Annotated in this window: 25 protein-coding genes; 16 read left to right on the top strand and 9 right to left on the bottom strand. The window is 63.8% G+C overall.

Annotation, left to right across the window (positions count from 1 at the left end; genetic code table 11):
• Positions 1-14 precede the first annotated feature (14 nt).
• The 3 genes from HAHE_RS05435 to HAHE_RS05425 all read left to right on the top strand — a co-directional run bounded on the left by HAHE_RS05435 (position 15) and on the right by HAHE_RS05425 (position 2757).
• Positions 15-1097 (top strand): hypothetical protein, encoded by a 1083-nt coding sequence (locus tag HAHE_RS05435; RefSeq protein WP_338689231.1) that lies wholly within the window; start codon positions 15-17, stop codon positions 1095-1097.
• Between the two features lie 82 nt (positions 1098-1179).
• The gene (locus tag HAHE_RS05430) at positions 1180-2541 is read left to right on the top strand and encodes an L-serine ammonia-lyase (protein WP_338689230.1); all 1362 of its coding nucleotides are present in this window, start codon (positions 1180-1182) and stop codon (positions 2539-2541) included.
• Positions 2542-2544: 3 nt separating this feature from the next.
• The gene (locus HAHE_RS05425) at positions 2545-2757 is read left to right on the top strand and encodes a hypothetical protein (protein WP_338689229.1); all 213 of its coding nucleotides are present in this window, start codon (positions 2545-2547) and stop codon (positions 2755-2757) included.
• 70 nt (positions 2758-2827) lie between these two features.
• On the opposite strand, the gene alr is transcribed toward HAHE_RS05425, so the two are convergent.
• The 5 genes from alr to HAHE_RS05400 all read right to left on the bottom strand — a co-directional run bounded on the left by alr (position 2828) and on the right by HAHE_RS05400 (position 8157).
• The gene (gene alr / locus HAHE_RS05420) at positions 2828-3925 is read right to left on the bottom strand and encodes an alanine racemase (RefSeq protein ID WP_338689227.1); all 1098 of its coding nucleotides are present in this window, start codon (positions 3923-3925) and stop codon (positions 2828-2830) included.
• Positions 3926-4015: 90 nt separating this feature from the next.
• Complete coding sequence (locus HAHE_RS05415; RefSeq protein ID WP_338689225.1) at positions 4016-5509, bottom strand: DUF7133 domain-containing protein; 1494 nt, start codon at positions 5507-5509, stop codon at positions 4016-4018.
• Positions 5506-6369: a hypothetical protein gene (locus tag HAHE_RS05410; RefSeq protein WP_338689223.1), complete on the bottom strand. Its 864-nt coding sequence runs from the start codon at positions 6367-6369 to the stop codon at positions 5506-5508. The genes HAHE_RS05415 and HAHE_RS05410 overlap by 4 nt, the downstream gene beginning before the upstream one ends.
• Before the next feature lie 229 nt (positions 6370-6598).
• Entirely contained in the window at positions 6599-7486 is an 888-nt protein-coding gene (locus HAHE_RS05405) for a metallophosphoesterase (protein ID WP_338689222.1), read from the bottom strand.
• On the bottom strand, positions 7483-8157 hold the full coding sequence (locus HAHE_RS05400) for a hypothetical protein (protein ID WP_338689221.1): 675 nt from the start codon (positions 8155-8157) through the stop codon (positions 7483-7485). Before HAHE_RS05400 ends, HAHE_RS05405 begins: the two co-directional genes overlap by 4 nt.
• Before the next feature lie 303 nt (positions 8158-8460).
• Here HAHE_RS05400 and ileS point away from each other — a divergent pair, with 303 nt between their 5' ends.
• The 3 genes from ileS (at position 8461) to HAHE_RS05385 (ending at position 12637) form a co-directional block, all read left to right on the top strand.
• Entirely contained in the window at positions 8461-11187 is a 2727-nt protein-coding gene (ileS, locus tag HAHE_RS05395) for an isoleucine--tRNA ligase (RefSeq protein ID WP_338689219.1), read from the top strand.
• 38 nt (positions 11188-11225) lie between these two features.
• Positions 11226-11852, top strand: a complete 627-nt coding sequence (locus HAHE_RS05390; protein ID WP_338689217.1) for a signal peptidase II — start codon at positions 11226-11228, stop codon at positions 11850-11852.
• 62 nt (positions 11853-11914) lie between these two features.
• Positions 11915-12637, top strand: a complete 723-nt coding sequence (locus tag HAHE_RS05385; RefSeq protein ID WP_338689215.1) for a TPM domain-containing protein — start codon at positions 11915-11917, stop codon at positions 12635-12637.
• On the opposite strand, the gene HAHE_RS05380 is transcribed toward HAHE_RS05385, so the two are convergent.
• Positions 12603-13088, bottom strand: coding sequence for a DUF2062 domain-containing protein (locus HAHE_RS05380; protein WP_338689213.1), 486 nt, complete (start codon positions 13086-13088; stop codon positions 12603-12605). The two genes, HAHE_RS05385 and HAHE_RS05380, sit on opposite strands and share 35 nt — an antisense overlap.
• A 151-nt stretch (positions 13089-13239) precedes the next feature.
• Here HAHE_RS05380 and HAHE_RS05375 point away from each other — a divergent pair, with 151 nt between their 5' ends.
• The 6 genes from HAHE_RS05375 (at position 13240) to HAHE_RS05350 (ending at position 17805) form a co-directional block, all read left to right on the top strand.
• Entirely contained in the window at positions 13240-14220 is a 981-nt protein-coding gene (locus HAHE_RS05375) for an undecaprenyl-diphosphate phosphatase (RefSeq protein WP_338689211.1), read from the top strand.
• A 44-nt stretch (positions 14221-14264) separates the two neighbouring features.
• Positions 14265-14927, top strand: coding sequence for a M23 family metallopeptidase (locus tag HAHE_RS05370; protein ID WP_338689210.1), 663 nt, complete (start codon positions 14265-14267; stop codon positions 14925-14927).
• Between the two features lie 3 nt (positions 14928-14930).
• Complete coding sequence (locus HAHE_RS05365; protein WP_338689209.1) at positions 14931-15599, top strand: thermonuclease family protein; 669 nt, start codon at positions 14931-14933, stop codon at positions 15597-15599.
• A gap of 115 nt (positions 15600-15714) precedes the next feature.
• Positions 15715-16458, top strand: coding sequence for a PEP-CTERM sorting domain-containing protein (locus tag HAHE_RS05360; protein ID WP_338689208.1), 744 nt, complete (start codon positions 15715-15717; stop codon positions 16456-16458).
• Between the two features lie 43 nt (positions 16459-16501).
• Positions 16502-17224, top strand: a complete 723-nt coding sequence (locus tag HAHE_RS05355) for a uracil-DNA glycosylase family protein (protein WP_338689207.1) — start codon at positions 16502-16504, stop codon at positions 17222-17224.
• Between the two features lie 116 nt (positions 17225-17340).
• Positions 17341-17805, top strand: a complete 465-nt coding sequence (locus tag HAHE_RS05350) for a thiol-disulfide oxidoreductase DCC family protein (protein ID WP_338689206.1) — start codon at positions 17341-17343, stop codon at positions 17803-17805.
• Positions 17806-17807: 2 nt separating this feature from the next.
• Here the strand turns inward: HAHE_RS05350 and HAHE_RS05345 are convergent, their stop codons facing one another.
• Both HAHE_RS05345 and leuA read right to left on the bottom strand, forming a co-directional pair.
• The gene (locus HAHE_RS05345; RefSeq protein WP_338689205.1) at positions 17808-18824 is read right to left on the bottom strand and encodes a hypothetical protein; all 1017 of its coding nucleotides are present in this window, start codon (positions 18822-18824) and stop codon (positions 17808-17810) included.
• Positions 18825-18837: 13 nt separating this feature from the next.
• Positions 18838-20520, bottom strand: coding sequence for a 2-isopropylmalate synthase (leuA, locus tag HAHE_RS05340; RefSeq protein ID WP_338689204.1), 1683 nt, complete (start codon positions 20518-20520; stop codon positions 18838-18840).
• Positions 20521-20810: 290 nt separating this feature from the next.
• Between leuA and HAHE_RS05335 the strand changes: the two genes are divergently transcribed.
• From HAHE_RS05335 to HAHE_RS05320, 4 genes are all read left to right on the top strand, one after another.
• Positions 20811-21338, top strand: a complete 528-nt coding sequence (locus HAHE_RS05335; protein WP_338689202.1) for a phospholipase D-like domain-containing protein — start codon at positions 20811-20813, stop codon at positions 21336-21338.
• 51 nt (positions 21339-21389) lie between these two features.
• Positions 21390-21752 (top strand): hypothetical protein, encoded by a 363-nt coding sequence (locus HAHE_RS05330; RefSeq protein WP_338689200.1) that lies wholly within the window; start codon positions 21390-21392, stop codon positions 21750-21752.
• Positions 21753-21817: 65 nt separating this feature from the next.
• A complete protein-coding gene (locus tag HAHE_RS05325; RefSeq protein WP_338689198.1) occupies positions 21818-22510 on the top strand; it encodes a tetratricopeptide repeat protein in 693 nt (230 codons plus the stop codon).
• Positions 22473-24725, top strand: coding sequence for a ComEC/Rec2 family competence protein (locus tag HAHE_RS05320; protein ID WP_338689196.1), 2253 nt, complete (start codon positions 22473-22475; stop codon positions 24723-24725). The genes HAHE_RS05325 and HAHE_RS05320 overlap by 38 nt, the downstream gene beginning before the upstream one ends.
• A 15-nt stretch (positions 24726-24740) precedes the next feature.
• Here the strand turns inward: HAHE_RS05320 and trmB are convergent, their stop codons facing one another.
• Positions 24741-25361, bottom strand: coding sequence for a tRNA (guanosine(46)-N7)-methyltransferase TrmB (trmB, locus tag HAHE_RS05315; protein WP_338689195.1), 621 nt, complete (start codon positions 25359-25361; stop codon positions 24741-24743).
• Between the last annotated feature and the right edge of the window lie 6 nt (positions 25362-25367).

Here is a 25367-nt window from a genome sequence, read left to right as displayed (position 1 = left end):
ATTGGGGACCGCACATGAGCACCCCGGCATCGGTCAACATCGCGCGGCTCGTTTACCTGCTGGTCTGCGAGGCGGCCGGACTCGTCCTCGCCTTCAGCACCCGCGGCAACCCGGGCTGGGAAATCCCGATGTGGGCCGGGCTGCTCGGAGGCCTGCTGATCGCCGGCTTCTTCATCTTTGTCGAAACGCTGATCAAGGGCTTCACGCTGCGCGGATTCTCGACCGCCACCTTCGGCCTGCTGGTCGGATTGTTCTGCGCGTTCCTGCTGACCCGGGTCGGCTTCTCGGATGTGCTCGCCTCCGCGCTCAATCGGAACTTCGAAATGGACAGCGGCGCGATCGTGTCCGGCCCGGACGTGGCCGTGACCATCTCGCTCGCGGTCAGTTCGTTGCTCTACGCCAGCCTCGGGTTCCTTGGAGCGGTGCTGGCTCTGCGCAGCAGTCGCGACGACTTCGCCTTCATCCTGCCTTATGTACGTTTCCGTCAGGACGGCAGCACCGGTCAGCCGGTGGTGCTCGATGGCGAGTCGATCATGGACGGGCGGGTTCCCGGGGTGGTGCGCGCCGGCTTCCTCACCGTCCGCTTGATCGTCCCGCGCTTCGTGCTCGATGAACTGCAGGTGCTTGCCGAGTCACCTTCGCAGGCCAACCGCCAGCGGGCGCAGCGGGGCCTCGACCTGTTGGAGAAGATGCAGGAGTCGAAGGACATCCTGGTTTCGATCGAGGACGCCTCCGGGGTCTCCGGCGACGAGACGATGCACGGACGTTTGCTGCAGACCGCGCAGCTCCTGGGCGCCCGGTTGATGACGACCGACGACAGTCTGAGCAAGGTGGCGAAGCTGCGGAGCGTCGATGTCCTCAACCTGAACGACCTGCAGGATGCATTGCGGCCGACGGTGGTCGTCGGGGACAAGATCCGCCTGCCGCTGGTGCGCGGCGGGAAGGACGAGCATCAGGGCGTCGGCTACCTGACCGACGGCACCATGATCGTGGTCAACCATGCGGTCGACAGGATCGGCTCCACCTGTGATGTGCGGGTCATCAGCACCCTGCAGACGGCCAATGGCGTGATGATTTTCGCCGAATTGGACGAGTAGGGCGCCCCGGTGGCTACTGAAACGGCACAATCCCAGCGACCAATTGACAGAATGGCACGGGTCGTTCTGGGATGCGCGCTGAATGATCTCGGCGCTGGAGCTATTCACGATCGGCATCGGACCTTCGTCGTCCCACACGGTCGGCCCCATGAGGGCCGCCTGCCTGTTCGTGCGCGGACTGCCCGCGGGCGCCGGCGTGGCGAGGGTGAAGTGCGACCTCTACGGATCGCTCGCCTCGACCGGCAAGGGCCACGGCACCGACAAGGCGATCATTCTCGGGCTGATCGGTGAGGATCCGGAAACCGTCGATGTCGATGCGGTGCCGGCCATGCTCGGCAAGATCTCGGAAGAGAAGAGTCTGTGCCTTCCCGGAGGTTGCGAGATTGTCTTCGATGAAAAGCGGGACCTCAGCTTCAAGCGTCTGAAGCCGCTGCCACTACACCCGAACGGCATGCATCTGGTGGCGCTCGACGCGGCCGACCAGCCGGTGGCCGAACAGATCTTCTACTCCGTCGGCGGTGGTTTCGTGCTGACCGAGGAAGAGATCAAGGCCGGTGTCACGGTCGAGACCGAGGTTCCGCATCCCTTCGGTTCCGCAGCGGAGTTGCTCGAGCGTTGCCGGGAAAGTGGCCTGAGCATCAGCGAGCTAGTGCTTGCGAATGAGTCGGCTTTCCGGCCGGAGGCCGAGACCCGTGCCGCGCTGGACCGGATCTGGCAGGCGATGCAGGACTGCGTGAAGCGCGGCTGCGAGAGCGAGGGCATGCTGCCCGGCGGCCTGCATGTGAAACGTCGCGCCCGCACGATCTACGAGAAGCTTCGTAGTAACTCCGAGACCGCGCTGGCGGATCCGCTGACGATTCTCGACTGGGTGAATCTCTACGCTCTTGCAGTTAACGAAGAGAATGCCGCCGGAGGTCGGGTAGTGACCGCGCCGACCAACGGTGCCGCGGGCATCCTGCCGGCAGTCATGCACTACGCGGACCGGTTCAAGCATTCACAGCACCCGGACGGCATCCACCGGTTCCTGCTCACGGCGGCGGCGATCGGAATGCTCTACAAACGCAACGCGTCGATCTCGGGCGCCGAGGCAGGCTGCCAGGGGGAGGTCGGTGTCGCCTGTTCGATGGCGGCGGCGGGGCTCGTCGAGTATCTCGGAGGGACGCCCTCGCAGTGCGAAAACGCGGCGGAGGTCGGAATGGAGCACAACCTCGGGCTGACCTGCGACCCGATCGGCGGTCTGGTCCAGATCCCGTGCATCGAGCGCAACGCGATGGGCTCGGTGAAGGCGATCAATGCCGCACGGCTCGCGATGAGCGGGGATGGCGAGCATTTCGTGTCGCTCGACAAGGTGATCCGGACGATGCGGGACACCGGAAGGGACATGAAAAGTAAATATAAAGAAACTTCAAGGGGTGGTCTCGCTGTAAACGTGGTAGAATGCTGATCCATGCCTAGCAAATCCCGTCAGTCACCTCGCCAGAACCCCGGTAAACCGGGCGTTCCGGCCGATACGTGGCGTTGGAACGGGATTGCGATGCAGGCCCGTCCGGAGCCTGCTCCGGAGCCGAAAGTTCCGGTGGCGCCGGTGTTTTTCCTCTGGTCGGACGAGACCGGCGAGTCCCGTGGCTATGGCGCATCGGACCTGCCGTCCGGCGCGTGAGGGGTTGGCGGGTTTCGCGGACCTCCGGCGAATCCGATGCGCGAGTGGGCTCGCGCGGTCCCAGCTGCCGCTAACTCCGGTGGACCCGCGTCACGCGCGGTGTGATCCCGGTCAGGATTTCCCACGCGATGGTGCCTGCCTTGGCGGCGAGTTCGTCAACGCGAACGTCCGGGCCGAAGAGCTCGACCTCGTCGCCGACCTCGACCGTCGTGTCCGTCACGTCGATCATGATCTGGTCCATGGTCACCCGCCCAAGGAGTGGAAAACGGCGGTCCTGGATGACGACTTCGGTTCCTTTCCCGGAAAGGCTGCGCGGATAGCCGTCGCCGTAGCCGGCGCCGACGGTCGCGACGCGGGTCGGACGCTCGGTGATGAACTCGCGTCCGTAGGAAACGCCGTGTCCGGCGGGCAGCTCGCGGATCAGCGTGACGCGCGACTTGAGACTCATCACGTTGCGGAGCCTCTGCTGGTGGCCCGGAAGCGGCGAGATGCCGTAGAGCATCAGCCCGGGCCGCACGAGGTTGCACGGGGAGTTGTCGTAGCCGAGCAGGCCGGCGCTGTTGGAGAGGTGGATCCATTCGAAGCGATCGCGACCGCCGAGCTTCGCGACGATTTCGGCGAAGCGGGTGAACTGTTCACGAGTGAAGTTTTCGTCTTCGTCCGCTGATGGAAGGTGGGATCCAACGCCCTCGATCTCGATTCCCTTGAGTGCCTCGAGTTCAGGGAGCAGGCAGGGCAGTTCCTCCGGCACGAAGCCGCCACGGCCCATGCCGGTATCGACAGCCAGGTGGCACTTGAGGCGCTTGTTCGCGGAGGTCGCGAGATCCGAGAAGTGCCGCGCTTCGTCGAGGGACGAAAGGCAAGGTGTCCACTCGCGGTCGACGATTTCGGCGCGCTCCTCGGACCATGTTGCTCCGAGCAGGTAGATCCGTGTGTCGATGCCGGCGTTCGAGATACGCCGCGCCTCGCCGACATTCGCCACGCCGAAGAATGCGATATCCTCATCCGCCAGCACGCGGGCGATTTCCTCAAGTCCATGGCCGTAAGCCCCGGCCTTCACCACCGCCATCACCCGGCAGCCCGAAACCTCGCGTGCCACGCCGAGATTGTGGCGCAGCGCGGCGAGATCGATTTCCGCCCAGGCGCGGGGTGGGGAGACAGGTGGCATCCGGGAGGAGTGGAACCGCCAAGACGCCGGGGAGGCAAAGGAAATCTGGAGGATGTAACTTGTGGAAGTGGACCGCGAGTTGGCCTTGGTTTAGGGCAGCTTGGTCGCTTGGTAGTAGAGCTTCGTCGGGCCAAGCTTGCTGCCGGTCTTCGAGGTGCCGCCTGAGAACTCGATGCAGTGGACCGCGCCTTCCTTGGCTTGCTCCGCCGTGAGTTCGAGCAGGATGTTGTCGGTTCCGTTGGCGATTTCGGCCGGAGTCAGCGCCGCTTCATCGACCTTCGGAGATCCGTAGGCCTGATGATACTTGTAGTCGAAGCGGTTCATTTTGATTCCGTCGAGTTCGCCGATCGGCTGGCTGAAGGAGACACGGAATCCACAGCCTTTCGGGGTCTTCTCCAGCTCCACCGCGGTGACGGCGAAAGCCTTGTCGATGTCCTTCGGCGTGATCTTCACCAAGCCTTCGGCACCGGCCCACGACAGGTGGGTCTTTCCGACCCACAGCGTGCCGTCCTTGGAGAAGGCGAGGCGGTGGTTGCCCTTTCCGAGATCTGTGTCGTTGAACATCGCCGTGAGTGACCCTTGGGTGACACCGCCGACCTCGTCGGCCAGATAGCGGACCAGCCACGGTTGGTTCATTTCGCCGATCAGGGTCTGGCCGCCATACGGTCCCCAGCTGTCCGGAATGGCGATCGGCTGGGTCGGGGAGTTGGCGAGTTCGCCTTGGGGAAAGCGCGCCGCCGGCTTGGTCCGCATCGCGTCGAGTTCCTCGACCGGGAGCTTCCGCGGGTCGCCCTTGTCCCAACCCTCGGTCCAGACGAGCGAGGCGGGGTGGCCGTAAAAGCCGCCCTTCTCGACCACATACAGCGGCGAGGTTCCGCGCCAGTCGCCTTGGTTGTCGTCGACCAGCAGGCGCCCTTGGGCATCGAAGCCAATGCCGTCCGGCGAACGGAAGCCGCTGGCAAATGGCTCCCACTTCGAACCGTCGGGCGAGAGTTTGATGATCCAGCCGCGGTAGGCGACGCGTGCGTACATCCGGCCGGCCTTGCCGCGGACCTTTCCGAAGTTCGGTCCTTGGATCATTTGCTCGAAGGTCGCGTCGCCGATGTCCGACCACTCGCCACGGATTTCGGGGCGGATGCCGGCGCCGTTCGAGGCGACGTTGAGGCCGATGTAGAGTGAGCCGTCGGGGCCTCTGGCCGGGCCGAAGGCGAACTCGTGATAGTTGCCGCTCATCCCGAAGTCATCGAAGACGGTCTCGTAGGTGTCGGCGGAGCCGTCGCCGTCGACGTCCTTGATCCGGGTGAGCTCGGCGCGCTGCATCACCAACACCGAATCGTTGCCTTCGCACAGCAGGCCGAGCGGCTCGTGCAGGCCTTCGGCGAAGCGCGACCAGCTCTTGGTCGCCGGGTCGAAGATCATGACTTCGCCGCGGTGGAAGGCGGCGGCGAGCTTGCCGTCGGGCCGGACGTCGAGTCCACCGATCTGCGGGTCGACGCCGGGAGGGTTCGGCATCGGTTCGACGTCGAAGGACTGCGCGCCGGCGATGGCGGCGGTGAGCAGGAGGAACGGAATGGAGCGCTTCATTTCCAACGGAAGGTGAGGGTGAAGGACTTGGCCTGTTCGGCAGTGATCTTGAGGCTGCCGGTGGACGAGGTGATTTCCACTCCGTCTTGCGGTGCGACATTGAGCGCGGCGGATCCGGAGGTGGTGAAGCTGCGCTCGATTCCTGTGCCGTCGGATAGCGGGTTCACCTTTTCCGTCCACTCGATCCCGAGCCGGCGGTAGCGGAAGGTCGGCAGCCCGTCCTTGCCGATGGCGTAGCCGAGGAAGTCGGAACCGGGGATGTCCTTGGAAGCGTTCGTGCTGAAGGGGAACGAGGCTTCCGTGTAGATCACGTCTCCGGCGATGCTGGCCTGCGAGCTGCCGTTGGCCCGCCAGTAGGGCCAGCCGTCGATGAAGCCGCCTTTCCAGACGTAGCGGAGGCGGCAATCACCGGCGTCGAAGCAGTAGGAAAGCTCTCCCGGCAGAGCGACCGCGATCGCGGCGGGCGAGGCGTCGGGGAGGAACATCCGCTGCACCTGCGGCCGGCGGACCAGCTCCTGGGGCAGGCTGTAGGGGTCGCCCTTGGTCTTCTTCAGCTCGGTTTTCCCCTCCGCCGCCTTCATGATGTAGTCGTAGAGCTTGCGCAGGGTCGGCTCGCCGAGGTGCGCCATCGACGGCATCTCGATCGCGCCGGGTCGCTTGGGCTGCGGTTCGATGCACCACTTCACGAACTTGTCCGCGTCCTTGCGGTAGATCCCGGCGATCTCGACCAGCGAGGGACCGACGACCATCTGGTCCACGGCGTGGCAGGCGGAGCAGTTCAGTTTGAAGACTTCGGCGACGGGCGGTTCCTCGGCGACGAGCGGTGCGACGAGGAGGATGGAGAGGAAGGCCTGCTTCATGGAGTTGACGCATAGTGACCGGATTCCGGAACCCGGCAAGTGGGGGTTAGAGACGTGGGGAGGGGACGTGGCCTATCAAAAGGGAGCGGCTCGGGTTGTGGCGGGAATGGGAAGGGGAAAGACGCGGAGGCGCGTGATCCCCTCAATCCGATAGCGTAGGGACGAGCGCCTCGCTCGTCCGCCGGATCGGGGTGCCTTGACGGAACACGGACGAGCGGGGCGCTCGTCCCTACCTTCTGAATTCGCCGAGTTTCCGATCCGGCTCGCTGTCGAAACCCTCGATTTCGATCCGGTTCGGGTAGCAGCGGACGATGGCATAGGCGGTGCGGTCCGCGGTTTCGACCATGCCCTTGAAGTTCACGTAGTGGCAGCCGTTGCGGGTGGCGTAGTTGCCCTTGTGGTTGTGGCCGTTGAACCACGCCACGACGCAGGGGGAGTCGTCGATCAACGCGACCACTTCGCGGTCGTTCCAGAGATTGTGCGGGTCCTCCGGGAGCACCGGGTAGTGGCAGCAGAGGATCACGCGTTCCTTCGCCGACGTCGCGGACTCGAGTTCCTTTTCGAGCCAGGCGAACTGCGTTTCGCTCAGGCCGCCGTTGTACGGTTGGCCGTTCTTGCGGCCGTCCTTCCGGAGCCGCGCCATCCATTTGCGGGCGGTGTCGGCGTGCTCGGGTCGGTAGGGGCTGACCTCGGTACCATCGAGGAGGACGATGCGGTAGCTGCCGATGACCCACGACGAGTAGCCCCGCTCAAGACCGAGTGCCCCCAGCACTTCGCCCTTCTTTTCGGCAGCTACGGAGAAGTCGTGGTTGCCGGGGACTTTGAGGTGATCCGGCTTGAGGTCAGCGTAGATGGCGTTGATCGGCTCGAAGCTTTCGAATTGCTCGTCGATGAAGTCGCCGAGGGTCACGACGGCGTTGAGGGGTCGGCGGTTGAGCTCGTTCACGCACTGCTTCAGTTTGCCGATCGAGGCCCGGTAGTGGCGGCTTCCGGCGGTCGGTTTGTCGGCATACTGCGGATCGGCGATAACTCCGAGGCTGAGATCGGGCGCATTCGCGTCCGCCGCAACCGCGCTGCCGGCGATGGGGAGAGTGAGGAGGAAGGAACGACGGTTCATGGAAATTCGGGATGCCGGATGTCGATGTGCAGACCTTTCCAGCAGGGGCGGGCCGGGTCGAGGAGCAGCTTGCCATCGGGGTGAATGATCTCGCCCTTGCGATTGATGGTGCAGGGGAGTTCGGAGGTGTCGATGAGTCGGACGACCGCTTTTCCGCCGTAGGTATCCCGCCACGCGAGGTGACTGCCGGATTGCATCGGGGCGAGGAGGAGTGGGATCTCCGGGTGATGGGCGCTACTGTGGCCGTAGCTGAAGCTGAAGCCGACCTCGCCCGGCTTCAGCGCCTCGGTGGCCATAGGCATGATGAGGTTGTCGGGTTCGTGCGTGCCTTGGGGATGAATGGCGTAGAAAATGTCCTCGGATTGGAACCCGTAGGCGACGAGTTGCCGGAAGCAGTCGTTGGAGGTGCCTCTCCAACGGCCGAGTTCGGTCCCCGTCGCGTCCTCGACCAGTGCCTTGGTGCCTTCGTGGGGGTAGGCGCCGAATTCCTGATCAAACTCGAGCAGCGCGAGCGAGAACGATCGGGTGTTGCTCAGGGCCTGTTGAAAGTTGGCTGCTTTCCTCTGGCGCTTGAGCATTGAGAACGAGATCCCCGCGACGACCAGCAAGACGGCGACGAAGCAGATTCCCATCGCAAGATCCAATCGGGAGACTCCTGGTCGCTTGGCCACGGAATGATGGAAGCGGGTGGGGGGACAGGTTGCCAGAGGGAAAAGGGGGTCGGACTTTTGCGGCTGTATGAAGGCGGCTGCGGAGTGTGTTTCCGACGGTTGAAGGTCACGAGCCGTTCGCCAGACCCCGTAAACGGGGAACTACAAACCCCTGGAACCGGCCTGTGGGGTTCGTAGTTCCGCCTTCAGGCGGTTTTGGGGAACGGGTCGTGCTTTTTGCTTCTCCGAGGCCTGAATTCCCGCCCTACCCCCGCAGTTGACCCGGGGGGGCGGGATTGCTAGCGTCCGCGCCCTTTTCCCCTGATGAGCAACGCCTACAAAGACACGATCCTGCTGCCGCAGACGGATTTCCCCATGCGGGGTGATCTCGTCAAGCGCGAGCCGGAACGACTCGCCCGATGGGAGTCCGAAGGTCTTTACGGGCGAATTATCAACCGCCGGAAGGAAGCGGGAGCCCCGAGGTTCGTGCTGCATGACGGACCGCCGTTCGCCAATGGCGACGTGCACATGGGCACCGCGCTCAACAAGGTTCTCAAGGACCTGGTGGTGAAGTCGAAAACGATGGCCGGCTACGAGGCGCCGTTTGTCCCCGGCTGGGACTGTCACGGCCTGCCGATCGAGTTCAAGGTGGTCAAGCAGGCCCAGGGGCTCGAGCCCGCCGAGATCCGTCGGCGCTGCACCGAGTTTGCGGAGAAGTTCATCGATATCCAGCGCGCCTCATTCAAGCGCCTCGGGGTCTTCGGTGACTGGGAGAATCCCTACCTGACGATGGCGCCCGGCTATGAGGCCGAGATCGTGCGCGTGTTCGCCAAGCTCGTCGAAAGCGAGGTCGTCTACCAGTCGAAGAAGCCGGTCCAATGGAGCTACGGCGCCCACACCGCCTTGGCCGAGGCCGAGGTCGAGTATCAGGACAAGGTCAGCCCGTCGATCTACGTGAAGTTCGCGCTCACTCCGAGCGCCGCCGCCAAGCTCGGGATCGGCAACGCGTCGATCGCGATCTGGACGACCACCCCGTGGACGCTGCCGGCGAACCTCGGCGTGGCCGTGCATCCGGACTTCACCTATGTCGTGGGCCAGTTCGACGGCAACGGCCGCAAGGAGATCCTGATCGTGGTCAAGGAACTCGTCGAGGCCCTGACCGAGAAGACCGGCATGCGGCTGGTCAACACGCTCAAGGAACTGAAGGGCCGCGAGCTCGAGAACCTGACGGCCAACCACCCGTTCCTCGAGCGCGAGTCGAAGATCATCCTCGGCCAGTTCGTGACGACCGAAACCGGCACCGGCGCGGTACACATCGCTCCGGGGCACGGCGCGGACGACTACGTCGCCGGGCAGCAGTACGGACTGGGCGTGCTTTCGCCGGTCGATGACGACGGACTCTTCACCGAGGAAGCCGGCTTGCCCGATCTCGTCGGCAAGCATGTCTTCAAGAGCAACGAGTGGATCATCGAGTTGCTCGAGAAAAAGGGCGTGCTGCTGGCGCGCGAGGACTACGAGCACAGCTACCCGCATTGCTGGCGCTCGAAGACCCCGATCATCTTCCGCGCGGTCGAGCAGTTCTTCATTTCGATCGAAGACCTGCGACGCACCGCGCTTACGGAAATCGACAAGACCGAATGGCTCCCCGCGTGGGGCCGCAACCGGATCTACGGAACGGTCGAGGCCCGGCCCGACTGGTGCATCTCGCGCCAGCGGACGTGGGGCGTGCCATTGCCCGTGTTCTTCGAGGACGGGAAGGCGGTGCTGTGCGCCGACACCGCCCGCAAGGTGGCCGATCTGGTCGAGAAGGAAGGCACCAATGTCTGGTTCGAACTTTCGGATGAGGAGTTGTGCGAGCGCCTCGGTCTGAAAGCCGGACTCAAGAAGTGCCGCGACACGCTCGACGTCTGGATCGACTCCGGATGCTCGCATGTGGCGGTGCTGGAAAAGCACCCGGAGCTGAGCGCCCCGGCGGATCTTTATCTCGAGGCGACCGACCAGCACCGCGGCTGGTTCCAGAGCTCCCTGATGATGAGCGTGGCCTATCGTGGCAGCGCTCCTTACAAGACAGTGCTCACGCACGGCTTCGTCGTCGACAAGGACAAGAAGAAGCTTTCCAAGAGCGAGGCGGAGAAGGCGGGCAAGCCGATCGACGCGGCGCACTTCTACAACAAGTACGGTTCGGACATCGTGCGCCTGTGGGTCAGCTCGGTGGACTGGCAGACCGAGGTGCCGTTCGGTGAGGACCTGTTCAAGCAGGTCGCCGAACCTTACCGCCGCCTGCGCAACACGCTGCGGATCCTGCTCGGCAACCTCGACGGCTTCGATCCCGATATGGACCGGGTGGCTGCGAGCCACATGCCGCTGCTCGACCAGTGGATCCTCGAGAGGCTCCACTCGGTGGTCGCGGAATGCCGCAAAGCGTACGATCGCTACGAGTTCCGCAAGGTCTTCAACGAGCTGAACCAGTTCTGCGCCACCGACCTGTCCGCCGTTTACATCGACGCGACCAAGGACCGGATGTACTGCGATGCTCGTAATTCGGTGCGGCGTCGTGCGAGCCAGACGGCGATGTACGACATCTTCAGCTCGCTGACGCGTCTGCTGGCGCCGATCCTCGCGTTCACCGCCGACGAGGCGTGGGAGTACGCGCCGTTCACCGACGGCAGCGTGCACGAGCAGGACTTCCCCGAGCCCGATGGCAGCTTCGCCTCCGGTGATGCGACGAAGAAGGTCAACCGCCTGCTCGAAATCCGCCGCGACGTTCAGCAGGTGATCGAGGAGCGGGTTCAGGCCAAGGCTTTCAAGAAGAACAACGAGGCGGCGGTCACCCTGGTCGTGAAGGAGGGCGAGCCGGTTTACGATCTGCTCAACGACTCCGACTTCGCCAAGGAGTTCTTCATCGTGGCCGAGTTCGATGTTTCGGCCGGATCGGAGTTCTCGGTGAAGATCGCGAAGTCCGAGCACGGGATGTGCCCGCGCTGCCGCCGCTACGAGCCGATCAAGGAGGATGTCTGCGAACGTTGCTCCGGGGTAGTTGCGAGGGCTTGAGCCGGGCTGTGCCCGGAGTTCCGAGTGAGAAGCAGGAAGTGAAAAGTGACGATCAGCAGCCTGCGGCAGGCGGGAAGAAGGTGAAGCTCTGGCCGTGGTTGCTGGGAGTGACCTTGCCGCTGTATGTTCTCGATCAGGTCACGAAGTTCTGGGTGATCCGGACCTTCAGCGATCCTCCCGAAGGCTGGAACCACACGCAGGACCCGCCGATCGAGGTGATTCCCGGCTTCCTCAACTGGGTCCGGGTCCACAATCAGGGAGTGGCTTTCGGCATGGGCAACGGGACCGAGTGGGCGCCCCTGGTTTTCCCGTTCATTTCGATCGCGGCCTTCACGTTGATCACTCTCGGACTGAAGAAGGGCTTCTTCGTCGGAAAGACGGGTATCCTCGCGGTGTCGCTGCTGGTCTGCGGGATCGTCGGCAATCTGACCGACCGGCTCGTTCAGGGTTCTCTGCTCGGCTACATGAAAGGCGCGCCATTGTGGGAGCGGCTGAAGGCCGGCTACGTGGTCGATTTCATCGATGTGAAGCTGCCGCTCTACGACAAGATCGTTCCGTCGAGCGGCGGGCACTGGCCGTCGTTCAATGTCGCGGACTCGTGCATCTGCATTGCTGCCGTGCTGCTTTTCATCTCCGGCTGGCGGGCGGAGTCGAAGAAGTCCTGAGGGCGGGCTTGTCAGGAACGCCCCGGGGCCGGAGGATGCCACGGGTGAGGTGGTTGATTTCCATGGTGGTTCTCGCGCTCGCGCCGTTTGCGACGGCAGCGGAACTTCCTCCATCCCCCGAAGGGCACATCCTTGATGAGGCCCGGATCTTTGCCTCAGAGCCGGAGCGTCTCGCGGCCCTGTCGCAGCGCCTCACCGAATTCTCCGACCGCACCGGCTTCCGGCTCGAGGTCGCGTGTCATGGCAGCCTGATCGGAACCACCCCGTTCGGGCAGGCGATCCGGTTGCGCGACGAGTGGCTCGGCGAGGAACCGGGCATGGTGGTGGTGATGGAAATGGACGGTGGCAAATGGGAACTCGGATGGCAGGAAGTCCGGACGGTGCTGACCGAAAGCGGTGACGAGGTTCCGGTGCTCGGGCCGGCGGCGGTTTCACCCCAGGACCGGATTGCGATCCGCAACCGGCTTGCCGAACTGCCGCCGATGCGTGCGGGATCGATGCAGGACGCGGAGACCTTTATCGAAGTGCTGCTCGACGAACTGGATCTTGCGTTGTCGGAGGAGCCCGACGCGGGACCCCGGCGCGGACACGTGCTCATTCTGGGGCTTGGCCTGCTGGCCGGCATGCTGCTGGTGGCGATGCTGGTCTATGCGGCTGTCCGGCGTGCGGACCGAATTGCGGGCGACCGCTTCGTTTTCCCGGATGTGAAAGTCGAACCTCGCCTCGGAGCGCCGCTCGGCGGCGGCAAGGTCAATTCGCGGAGCTTCGGGCCTTCGGCTTCATGACCGCCGGCCGGATCGGCAGGTGATTCGGCAGTAAAGCCGAGAAAAGGTGCACCAGCGGATAGGCGACGAAGGCGAGGAAGATTCCCATCAGGAGGAAGCCGATGATGAAATCGGCCACGCCTTGCGGCAGATTGCCGATGCGCGGGATGGTGACGCCGAGGTTTTCCCTTAGCCACCCTCCCATCCGGTACTGGGCGACGCGAATGAAGGGCTCGGTCAGCGGGTTGCTGACGAAACAGGATGCCACCGCAAAGGGAATGTTGACGCGCGCCCGGGTGGCGATGGCGGCCGACGCGAGCGTCTGCATCGGCATCGGCATCATGGCGAAGAAAAGGCCGACCGAAATCCCTCCGGCGACAGTGTCGCGGCAGGGTTGCCAGAGCCGCCGGTCGAGCAGCCGGGCGCGGATGGCCTGCCACCATTGCCAGTTGCGCAGCCGCCGGTGCCGCATCAGCCGATGGACCTTCCGCACGAGGCGGAGATATCGGACTTTCCACATGCGGGACGGCATGGCGCACCATCCGCCCGACCGGCGTGCGAATCAATGGCAAATCCCTTGCCGAGGGCGATGGAGCCGACATGCTGCGTCCGCCCGACCCACCATGAACTGGATCCCGGTAAGTATTCTTAGCCTTCTCGACTCCCTGTCTCTTCTCGCCACCGGAACACCCGGTGCCGGAGCGGGCGAGTCCGAGATGAACCCCCTCCAAGCGCTCATCCTCGGAATCGTCGAAGGCCTGACCGAGTACCTTCCGGTCAGTTCAACCGGGCACCTGATCGTGGCGCAGAGGTTCATGGGCATCGGACTCGAAGGTCAGGAAAAGCAGGCAGCGGACTGCTTCGCGATCTGCATCCAGGCCGGTGCCATCCTCGCAGTGCTCGGACTCTACTGGCCGCGGGTTCGACAGATGATTCTCGGATTGCTCGGAAGAGATTCGGAAGGGCTGAAGCTGATCGTCTCGCTGATCGCGGGATTCCTCCCCGCGGCAGTGATCGGCCTGTGGCTCAATGACGCCATCGAAGAACGGCTTTTCGGCCTGAAGCCGGTGGTGGGCGCGTGGCTCGTCGGAGGAGTCGCGATTCTTTTCGTATCGCGCTGGATGAAGCGCGGAGGCGGCTCCGAGGGCGTCGATCTGGCGGAGATTACGTGGAAAATGGCGCTGGTGGTCGGCTTCGCGCAGTGCGTGGCGATGTGGCCTGGCACGAGCCGCAGCCTGATGACGATCCTCGGCGGCGTGTTGGTCGGCCTGCGCTTGGCCGCCGCCGTGGAGTTTTCCTTCCTGCTCGGGCTAATCACGCTGAGCGCGGCGACCGCGAAGAAAGCGGTTTGGAAGATCGATGGACTGGGCGAGCGCTACGACGCGTGGGGCGGTGGAGCGCTTCTGATGTGGGACAGCTACGGTTTCGTGCCCCTGCTGGTCGGGGTCATTGCGGCCACCGTTTCCGCCGCCTTGGCGGTAAAGTGGATGGTCGGCTACCTCAACCGCCGCGGATTGGCCGTCTTCGGTTGGTACCGGATTGCGATCGGCATTGCCGTCGGCGCGCTGATTCTTGTTGATTTCCACGGCTTCGGAACGGCCTGATTTTCTCTTGCCCGGGAGCCGCAGCGGGCTTGGACTGGGGGACGATGCTCTCTCAAACCCTCACGTGGCTTCGCCGGCTGATCATGGTCGGTTTCGCATGCCTGTGCGTGGGGCCGGCGGTGGCCGGGAAGACCGTGCGGGTTGCAATCGCCGACGGATTCGATTTTCCCGTCGGGAAGCCGAACGCCGAGGGCTACTACAAGGCCCGCGGCCTCCGCCTGCGCTCCCCGACTCACTTCGGCGAGGACTGGAACGGACGCGGGGGCGGCAACACCGACCTGCGGGATCCGGTGTATGCGACGGCCAATGGCGTGGTGGTCTGGGCGTATGATGTCAGGAGCGGCTGGGGCAACGTGGTGATCATCCGACATGCCTATCGCGATCCGAAGACCGGTCAGGTCCGCTACTGCGATTCGCTCTACGGGCACCTCAACGACATGTATGCCAAGGTCGGCCAGCAGGTGAAGCGGGGCGACAAGATCGGCACCATCGGGACCAACCGCGGGATGTATGCGGCCCACCTGCACTTCGAAATCCGCCACAACATCTACATCGGTATGCACCGGAACAGCGTGGCCGCCAACTACACCAACTGGGCCGACCCGACCGACTTCATCAACAAGTACCGGCGGCTTAACCGGGAGTGGGGCAAGCAGGCGGTTCCGATCGGCACCTGTCCGGAATACAAGGGGTTCCACGGACTCTGAACCATGGCCATCCGAGCGAAGGGTCAGGGGTGGCAGTTTGCCACACTGCTGGTGGTCGCGTTGCTGCTCTGGGGCATCGAACGATGGAAGCCGGGTCTGTTGCGGGATTTCTGGAAAGAGTCACCCGGCGACAGCTCGGCACGGGTGGGCAACTTCGAGCAGATCGACGGATGCAGGTGGATCGGGCACGATCGGAATGATGGCGACAGCTTCAAGGTGAGGCTGCCGGATGGCCGGATTGAAGAACTCCGGCTCTACTTCGTCGATGCTCCGGAATCGGAGTTCCGGACCTATGGCGGCGGTCGGACGAACCGGGAACGGATCGCCGAGCAGGCGTCGGACCTGGGAGTCACCGCGGAAGAGGCGGTGGAGATCGGGCGACTGGCGAAGGCGGAAGTCGAGGAATGGTTGTCGCAGGATCCCTTCACGGTCTTCACCGAGTGGGACGACCCGTTCGGTGATCGCAGGTTTCATGCTTTTGTCGTTTGTCCCGATGGCGAGTGGCTGCACGAACGTCTGGTGAGGGAAGGGCTGGTGCGTATCCATACGAAAGGCGCTTCGGTTCCGGGACAACGTTCGGAAAGGGAGCAGGAGTCACGTTTGGGGCGCTTACAGGAAATCGCGCGACAATCCCGGAAAGGCGTGTGGGCCATGTCTTCTCTGGCGCGCTGAGCCTCCGACTCCACAGCGTTACACTTTCGCCAGAAATCGCATTTCGTCGCGCAACTTGGTCGGAGTTTTGCTGTATCCCCACTGTCCCCGGACACCCCAAACTCCCTCAAAGAACATGAACGCCCGTTCTGCCGCCCTTGCGGCTGTCGTCTGCGCTGCGCCCATGGCGCAGGCCGTCGTGATTACATCCAGTGCCACCAATGTGGCTTCAACGACCGTCGGTGCGTCAACCGACACCACTCCACCAACCACGCAGAACTTCGGAAACGGCAACGGCCGCTCGGTGAACGCCGTGGCGACCGCCCTGAACCTGAACGATGCCACTCCGGTCAGTTTCACCTATTCCGAGCCGGGCTCGCCCAGCCCGTTCGCGACAGCATCGATCGCTTCGCCCAGCGGTGGTGGAACCCCGACGCCGAACGTGACCTCGTCTTTCACCTACACGATCCTCTTCGAAGTTGAGACGGGCCAGGCGGCCAACGTGATCTTCGATTTCAGCTACGACCTCGTCGAAGACGGGCTGAACGGCCAGATCACCTGGAACGTCGTCGGTCCCGGAGGACTGGTCGGGGCGCTTTCCGGTTCGGTGGGAAGCAACGCCTCGGACACCGAGAATCTGGTGAACCAGTCCATCCCGACCCAAGCCTTCCAGCTTACGAACGCGGGATCCTACACCTTTACCCTCACCGGTACCACGAATGGCGACAACCAGAGTGTGAATCCCAACACGTCAGTTACGGTCAATGCCGACAGCCTGAACTTCACGGCAGCCAGTGTCTCCACGGTGCCCGAGCCTGGAACGGCGATTCTGGGCATTGCCGGCATCGCACTGTTGTTCGGTGTGCGCCGGCGCCGTTGATCAAGGGATTGATCGTTTCCCGGCCGACCGCTTGACTGAGGGCGTGAGCCGGCGGTTGATCGAAATCTCGCGGGCGCTGACCGAAAGGCTGCGCCCGCTTTCCTTTTCCACAGCAAGTCATGTTTACCTTCCGACCGACTACGCCAGGAAGCCTCACGAGGCCTATCTGAAGCGCTTCGGGAAGGGGCCGAAGCGGGTGCTGTTCCTCGGCATGAATCCCGGACCGTGGGGGATGGCCCAGACCGGCGTGCCCTTCGGTGAAATTCCCGCGGTCAAGGACTGGATGGGGATCGACGAACCGGTGGGGAAGCCGGACCCCGAACACCCGAAGAGAAGGATCGAGGGCTTCGCCTGCCAGCGTTCGGAAGTGAGCGGCCGCAGGCTGTGGGGCTACTTCGCGGAAAAGTATCCGCAGGCCGAAGACTTCTTCGCCGGGCACTTCGTCGCGAACTACTGCCCGCTTGTCTGGATGGGCGAAACCGGCGCGAACATCACGCCCGACAAGTTGCCGTCTTCCGAAATGGAACCTGTCGAGGATGCCTGTATGGAGCATCTCGCCAAGCTGCTCGAAATACTACGGCCCCAGTATCTGATCGGCGTCGGTGCCTACGCCGAGGCCAAACTGGCGACCGCCGCGGAGGTAGTCTCTAGCACCGCCACCGTCGGCAGGGTGCTGCATCCGTCTCCGGCATCTCCGGCCGCCAACCGGGGATGGGCGGAGGCGGCCGAGAAGCAGCTGAAGGCGCAGGGCGTGCTGGAAGGATAGGGCGCCGGGCATGTCGATCGCGGGTCGTCGCGATGCCTGCGGGAACACGGATCGAACGATTTCTCTTTTCTTTCCAAAAGTTTCAGATAATTCTGAAAATACAGAAAGGAGAGATCATGAAATTGCAGGATCGAGTCGAAGGCATTGAGGTTTACTACGACGGGCGATGCGGAATGTGCTGCACCTTCCACGAGTGGATCAACCGGCAGCCGAGGGCGTTTCCGATCTCCTTCATCCCGTATCAGGCCGACTACGCGGAGAAGGTGTTTCCGGGCCTGGGAACCCTGGATCCCGCGCGGGAGATGGTGGTCCGGACGAGCGGGGGCGAGATCTTCCGCGGTGCGGAGGCGTGGGTTTGGTGCCTCTTCAGCTGCGCCAATCATCAGCGGGCGGCCCGCCGCCTGGCGGGCCCCGGGTTGCTCCCTGTGGCCATCCACGCGTGTCGTGTGCTTGCGGCCAATCGCCACGCTCTGAGCAAGGTCTTTTTCCGCAGGAAGGACCGGCAGGTCCGCGAGGAACTGCACCGGATGGAGGTGGAGAAGTGCGGGGAGGGAGTCTGCGCGACGACCCCGGGCCGGTGAGGTCAGCCTTGCTCCGGAAGTCGGAAGAACAGGATCGCGCCGGCGGCATCGATGAGTGCGACCCGATTGCCTGACGGCGAGATCGAGGCGTGCCAGCAGTTGTGGGGTATCCGTTCGGACGGCTCTCCCACCGATCGCATCTGGAAGTCGAGGACCCGGACAGTGGGTTTGTCGCGTGAGACGCGGATGATCCTCCGGCGAGGCATGTCGATCTTGACCAGTCCCACTTCGAGATCCGAGGTGACTTTCCGGATCTCGCCGTCTTTCCCTTCCCGGCAGCTCAGGTCGAAACCGGAGCTCCAGCCACCCTTGTCGACAATGGCGGCGAAGCCTCCGTCCGGCGTGACTGCGTAATCGCAAAGGGCGGGGTAGTCTTCGCCTCCCTCACCGAGCCCCGTGTCCCAGACCGTTTCGTGGGTGCCGGAGCGGGCGTCGATGCGGTAGATGACGCCGTGGTGGACGTAGGCGGCCCCTCGTTGCATCGATGACGTGTTCCAGAAGTATCCCACCAGTTCCGCCATCACCGGTTTCTTCGACTTTTCCGGGTCCACGAAGTGCAGATTCGAACGGCGGTTCTCCACTTCCTCGATTGCGAGCACGTTCTGTCCCGGAACCCACTCGAGAGCGGAGGGGAGAGAAAGCTTCACTCCGAAACGCTTCAAGGTGGCGGACGTCGGGATCCGTTCCTCGACGGACCCGTCCTTCGGGGCAATCTTGAGCAGCGCCCGGTCTTTTCCCGGGATGTCGTTGACCACCCATGCCGACGCGGCTCCGACGCAGAAGCCCTCGACATTGCCGTCGAAGGCCTTCTCCCAGAGGGTTTTCCGTTCACTGACTTGGTAGAGCCCCAGCAGGGCGCTCTTTCTCAGAACCATGCAGGTGGACTCGTCGGTCCAGACCGCGCGAATCTCCTGCATCTCCGACGGATCACCCGCGGCCTCGACCGCCCACTCCAGTTCCGGCCGCTCGGCTTGGAGGGAACAAGCGGAGACGAACAGGATGGCGAGGAGGCGCTTCATGCCAAAACGAAGTTTATCTCAGCAGGTTCCAAGCGGTGACCAGCGCCTTCAGGCCGGCCATCTCGATCGACGAATCGATGCCACAGCCCCACAGGATGCGCCCGTCGTCGTGCTGGAGCTGGACATAGGCGGCGGCACTCGCGTCGGAGCCACCCCGCACGGCGTGGGAACGGTAGTCGGTCACTTTGATGTCCTTCAGTCCGGCATTCTCGAGGGCGTGGACGAAGGCGTTGATCGGACCGTTGCCGAGCCCCTCGATCTTCTTTTCCTCGCCGTCGAGCACGATGGTCGCGGTGCAGTCGACGCGACCCTTCTCCGACGTGTGGTGGACGAGTTCGTAGTCGCTGACCGCGAGGTGCGTCTCGACGTTGGCGAACAGTTCGTAAAACGCGTCGCGGATCTCGTCGGCCGAGAGCTCCTTGCCGCGCTTGTCCGCAAGGTCGTAGATCGTCTTGCCGACCTGCGGGTGCATGGTCTTCGGCAGGTCGAGGCCATGCTCGCGATCGAGGATGTAGGCCACGCCACCCTTTCCGGACTGCGAGTTGATGCGGATGATGGCTTCGTAGGAACGACCGATGTCCTGCGGATCGATGGTCAGGTAGGGCACTCCCCAGGGGAGGCCGGCGTTCTCCTTGAGCTCCCGCTCGCGGCGGTCGAGGCCTTTCTTGATCGCGTCCTGGTGCGACCCGGAGAAGGCGGTGAACACAAGCTCGCCGGCGTAGGGTTGCCTTTCCGGCACGGTCATGCGGGTCACGCGTTCGTAGACGGCCCGCAGCGACGGCAGGTCGGAGAAGTCGAGCCCGGTCGGAATGCCGTGGCTGTTCATGTTCAGCGCGACGTTGACGATGTCGAGGTTGCCGGTGCGCTCGCCATTGCCGAACAGGGTTCCTTCGACCCGGTCGGCGCCGGCCATCAGGCCGAGCTCGGTGGCGGCGGTGCCGGTTCCGCGGTCGTTGTGGGTGTGCAGCGAGACCCACAGGCAGTCACGACGGCTGAGGTTGCGGCACATCCACTCGATTTGGTCGGCATGGACGTTGGGAGTTGCCCACTGGACGGTGTCCGGCAGGTTGACGATCATCTTCTTCTCCGGCGTCGGCTGCCAGACCTCGATGACCGCGTTGCAGCACTCGACAGCGAAATCGAGTTCGGTATCGGAGAACGACTCCGGGGAATACTGCAGGACGACCTCGGTGTCCGGAACGGTCGGGACCAGTTCCTTCACGAGGCGCGCGCCCTCGACCGCGATGTCGCGGATTTCGTCGCGCGAGGCATCGCCGAAGGTCACCCGGCGCTGCAGCGGCGAGGTCGAGTTGTAAATGTGGACGATGGCCCGTTTGGCGCCATTGATCGCCTCGAACGAGCGGCGGATCAGGTGCTCGCGGGTCTGGACGAGGATCTGGATCGTGACGTCGTCAGGGATGCGGTTCTCCTCGATGAGACGTCGGCAGAAATTGAATTCGGTGTCGGCGGCGGAAGGGAAGCCGATCTCGATCTGCTTGAAGCCGACGCGGCACAGCAGGTCGAAGAACTCGAGCTTCTCCTCGATCGACATCGGTTGGGGAAGCGCCTGGTTGCCGTCGCGCAGGTCGACGGAGCACCAGATCGGGGCGTGGTCGATCACCTGGTCCGGCCAAGTGCGGTCGGGCAGGGAGACCGGCGGAAACGGCCGGTATTTCGAGATGGCGGATGGGTTCATGGTCGGAAGCAGAGAGCTGGGAGCAAAGAGCAGGAAAATAGAAGAACGGGTGCCGCGGAAAGTGCGGCGGCCGGAAAAACGGCGGTAGGGAAAGGGAAAACTCAGCGGGTGGCCAGCCCTAGAAGGAGGGCGGGCAGATCAAGCAGGCCGCGGAGGATGAAGTTCATCTGGGCGGAGGCTGCTGCTTGGGCCACGGGGTGTCGAGGCAGAAAAGGTACGGCGTCGGCGCGACCTTCCGCACACCCGAAAGCCGGCCTCCCCAAGTCCCGGCAAAGCTGCGACAAGGGGTCGTGCGAGAGTTGCTGCTGAACGAGGAAATCTACGATCGAGTCATCGAGGAGATGGTCGGTGGGGCGGAACGCTTCGTTTGGATCGTGACCGCGGACATCAAGGACCTGCACGTGGTCCGCGGGAAGCGGTCGCTCCCGTTCCTGTCGGTGCTCGCCGACCTGGTCGAAGCCGGTGTGGCGGTGCGGCTGATCCACGCCAAGGAGCCGGGGCCGAGGTTCCGGGAGGACTTCGACCGCTATCCGGTGCTGGTGGAGAGCGATCTTTTCGAGCGGGCGCTTTGTCCTCGGGTGCACACCAAGGCCGTGATTGTCGATGGCAGGCGGGCCTTCGTCGGCTCCCCGAACCTCACGGGTGCCGGGATGGGCGCGAAGCATCCGGACCGGCGGAATTTCGAGGCCGGATTCGTGACCGACGAACGCGACGACGTGCGGCGGCTGATGGGCTGGGCGGACGATCTGTTTCTCGGCGAATTCTGCGGTCGTTGCCGGCTGCGTGACCGATGTCCGGACCCGTTGGATGGCGATTGAGCCGCGAACTTGAAACTTGGCACCTGAAACCTGAACCCTACCGTCCCGGGCGTGTTCCAGATCGTCTTCAACGAAATCAGCGCGGCCGAGATCTCGCAGCTCGATACCCTCGAGCAGCTTGACCTGCTGGATGAGTTCAAGGTGACGCAGCAGGATCTGGAGAACATCGACGGGGAGCGCTTCGGCAAGATCGAGCGGGACGGCAAAACCCTCTACCGTTTCCGGGCGCGGGACTGGCGCCTGTATTTCGAGGTCAAGGACGGCTCGGTGATCGTCCACCGCCTGCTGCACAAGGGCACGTTCTCCGACTTCGTATTCCGCTCGAAGATCCCTCTTGCCGAGGATGAGGAATTGGCCGAGTCGAAGCACTTCTGGAAGCTGATCGACGAAGGTCGCGCCGCCCGTCGGGTCTGATGCCGCCGAATCGGCACGTTTTTCCTTTTCCCGGGCTATCCGGTCGCTGCTAGATAGCGGGGGACATGAAGTGGATCATTTATGTGGTGCTCGGCGCCGCGCTTGCCGCCGGATGGCTGTTCTTCATGAACAAGGACAAGGGCAAGCAGGAGGAGATCGAGCGAGAGATCGCGGCGATCGAAGAGCGCGGCTATCAGGACGAGATGGAGAAGATCCCGTCGATGCGCGACCAGATCGAGAGTCTCGACAGCAGCAAGACGCTTACCGGAATCCTGATGGCTTTCCTCACCGCCGGATTGGTGGGTGTGATCTTCGTGTTCGACCTGCTGCCGGCGATCGCGCACCGGATGACCCATGCGGTCTACGACAGCGCGGAGGAGGTCGAGGAGGATCCGATGCACGATGCCCGTGCCAAGCTGGCGCAGGGTGAATACGACGAGGCGGTGGCCGCGTTTCGTGATGCCGCTGCGGCTGACCCGATGAACCGTCTGCCATGGGTCGAAATCGCGAAGGTCCAGCGCGACCAGCTCAAGGATCCGCACGCCGCGGTGGCGACCTTGCGCGAGGCGATCGAGGGCCAGGAATGGCTCCAGAACGACGCCGCGTTCCTGATGTTCCGGTTGGCGGAGATCTACGACGAATCGCTGCAGGACCGGATGTCGGCCTCGATGATCATGCAGCAGGTGATCGACCAGTTCCCCGAAACCCGCCACTCGGCGAATGCCCGCCACAAGTTGCAGGAGTGGGGCGTGGCGTAACGCGGTTCAGAAGTCGACCGGGCGTCGGCCCCTGCTCTGGGTGGCGGTGCTTGCCGTGGCCGGAGTATTGGTCGCGGACGGTGCGTGGATCGTCGGGCTGGCGCTGTTAGTCTCGATCGCGGGCGTCGTTGGTGCCGCCGGTTGTTGGCGGTTGCTCGGAGCCGGTGCGGTTGTGGCGTTGGTCGCAGGCACCCTGCACCTGAGGGATGTCTCGGATCGGAGGGAGAGGCGCGATGCGTTGGGCGACGGTCGCTACGGCGAGCTGACGCTCACGTTGATCGAGCAGCCGCAAGCCCACGGGCGCTTTTGGTCGGCGGTCTGCGAGGAGCGGGGAACCGAGGGCAAAGTCCGGCTCCGTGCGCTGGGGAATCCGCCGGGGAAGGGCGCAGTTGTGGAGGCCAAGGGCGTGCTGAAGCCGCCGCAGCCTCCGCGCAATCCGGGAGAGTTCGACGTCCGTCCCTGGCTCGACCGCAAAGGGGTCTTTGCGGAAATGGATGGCAGGGTGTCGGTGGTGAGGGAACCGGATCCCGGGGCGATCTTCGGACAGACGATTCGTGAGGGCTTCCGGAATGCGGTGACACGTGGGCTTGATCCGCAGTCGCGGGAGGCGGCGGTCATTCGCGCGGTGGTTCTCGGAGAGCACCCCGGGGATGACGTGCTGATCGAGCCGTTTCGGCTGAGCGGCACGCTGCACGTTTTTGCGGTCAGCGGACTTCATGTCGGGATGGTCGGGCTGCTCGGGTGGTTGCTGATGCGGTCGCTCGGCATTCCCCGGCAGGCGGCATTGATCCCGCTCGTGCTGATGATGTTCGGCTATGCATGGCTGACCGGAATGAAACCTCCCGCGATGCGTGCTGCATGGATGGCGGCGGTCGTGCTGGGTGCATTCTGGTTCCGCCGCAGGCCGGATCTTGCCAATGCGCTCGGGCTCGCGGCTTTGCTGGTCGTCCTTCTCGATGCCGACCGCATCTTCAGCGTCGGCGTTCAGTTGTCGTTCGGGGTCGTCGCCGCGATCGGACTTCTTCACCGGCCGGTATCCCGCCTCTTTTCGTGGATCGCGCGACCCGAACCTTACCTGCCTCGATCACTTTACGGACGATGGCGGGAAGGGGGCTTACGGATCCGGCAGCGCTCCGCGGATTTGTTCACGGTCTCGGGCTCCGCCTGGCTAGGGTCCGCTCCGCTGACGGCTTGGCATTTCGGGATCGTCACTCCGGTTTCAGTGGTCGCGAGCGTGGTCCTCTCTTTGGTGGTCCTGCCATTGCTTGGAATCGCGCTCATGGCGGCGGCCTGCTCACCACTGCCGAAGCTGAGCGAGTGGCTCAACCTGGCCAATGCGCAGCTGGCCGGCATTGCCCTTTCGATCGCGAAAGCGGGGCAAAACGTGCCCGGTGGTCATTTCTCGGTGCCACACGGGAGACCCGGGGACGAGTTTCTGATCGTCTACGATCTGGGAGATGACGGGGCCGCCTGCTGGCACGGCGGTGGTTCGTCGCTGCTGATCGATGGGGGAGGGCAGTGGAATTTCGAACGCGTCGTGCTGCCGTCCTTGAGGGAAATGGCGCTGCGTCCCGACTCGCTGGTGGCCACACATCCCGACGGCGGGCACGTCGGGGGTTTGGTGGAGGCGATGGACGCCTTTCCGGTCCGACGCGGATTGGTGCCGGTCCAAAGGGCACTGAGCTCCAACTACCGTGATCTGCTGGTCGCTGCGGAAGCCCGCGAGGTGCCATTGGTGCTGGGAGGAAAGGATGCGATCTACCCGCTCGCTGAAGGTGCTCGTTTGGAAGTGCTGCATCAACCCGATTCTTGGAACTGGCACCAGATTGCCGACGAGAGGGTCATGCCCGTGCGGCTAAATTGGCGGAGTTGGCGGATTCTCTTCGTGGCGGATGCAGGCTGGGCCACGGAACGAGCGATGCTGGAATCCGGGGCCGATCTGCGGGCCGATGTGATCGTTGCCGGCCGCCACGCCCATGACCTTTCGCTTGGCGGGCCGTTCCTCAGGGCGACGGGCGCAAAAGCCGTGATCGCGAGCCACGCGGAATTCCCTCCGGAGGAAAGAATCCCCGACTCTTGGAGAAAGTCGTGCGAGTCCGCCGGGGTGGCGGTCTTCCATCAAGGCGAGAGCGGGGCGGTCGTGGTGACACCGATGGACGGCGGCATCGAACTTCGAGGATTCCTCGACGGCCGCGTGCTTCAACTCACCCGCTGAATTGCCGGGTCGGTTTCAGGCCGGTTTCCGCAGCCGAAGGCCCTGCAGGCGCTTGCCTTCGCTTTCCCAGAGGATCTGGAAATCGGTCTTCGGGTAGAAAAACGCGTCGTCCGGCCAGTCCAGGCGCTCGAAGCGGCCGAAGGCATCCACCTTTTCGACCGCCCACTCGAAATACTCGTCGTGGTCGGTCTTGAAGAGGAACTCTCCTCCCGGTTCGAGGACGTTCAGCACCGCCTCCAGGAAATCCTCCTGAATCAGGCGCCGGCGGTGATGCCGGGCTTTCGGCCACGGATCGGGACACAGGAGATGCAGGCGGGATACCGAGCCGGCCCCGAGCAGCCACTCGATGGTGTAGCGACTCTCCAGCCGCAGCACCTTGAGGTTTTCGAGTCCATCGCGCTGGGCCCGCTTGCAAACCTTTCTGACCCGGCCGAGCAGCCGCTCGACCCCGAGAAAATTGCGATCCGGGTGATGGCTTGCCATCGCGAGAAGAAAGGATCCGTCACCGCATCCGAGATCGACTTCCAGCGGCCCCGGCCGATCGAAGATCTCGGTCTTTTCCACGCGGCAAAAGTAGTCCGCCGGCATGAATTCGCAGGCTTCGGGCGGGCGCGGCGCCGATGAGGGTTTCGTCACGCCCCC

It is taken from the genome of Haloferula helveola (assembly GCF_037076345.1).
GTDB classification, from domain to species: domain Bacteria; phylum Verrucomicrobiota; class Verrucomicrobiia; order Verrucomicrobiales; family Akkermansiaceae; genus Haloferula; species Haloferula helveola.
The sequence above is the reverse complement of the archived record's forward strand: the minus strand, read 5'-3'. Positions and strand labels throughout refer to the sequence as shown.